The sequence below is a fragment of the Aliivibrio sp. SR45-2 genome (genome assembly GCF_963890165.1).
GTDB lineage: Bacteria > Pseudomonadota > Gammaproteobacteria > Enterobacterales > Vibrionaceae > Aliivibrio > Aliivibrio salmonicida.
On the sequence record NZ_CAWPRC010000121.1, the window covers coordinates 1 to 251 of the forward strand.

The following is a 251-nucleotide window of genomic DNA, read 5'->3' on the forward strand; positions in this document are numbered from 1 at the left end:
TTAACCTTTCGGGGAGGACGCTCACCACTTTGTGGTTCATGACTGGGGTGAAGTCGTAACAAGGTAGCCCTAGGGGAACCTGGGGCTGGATCACCTCCTTAACGATAGATTGCGATTTATGAGTGCTCACACAGATTGATTAGGTTAAAAAAGTAAAAAGCAATGGAAGGTGCCCAACACCTTCAAAATATCCAGTGTCCCGTTCGTCTAGAGGCCTAGGACACCGCCCTTTCACGGCGGTAACAGGGGTT

1 rRNA gene is annotated in these 251 nt (G+C 49.4%); it reads left to right on the plus strand.

Annotation, left to right across the window (positions count from 1 at the left end):
* Nucleotides 1-101: ribosomal RNA gene (locus AACV33_RS06280) — 16S ribosomal RNA — on the plus strand; the annotation flags it as partial.
* Nucleotides 102-251 lie beyond the last annotated feature (150 nt).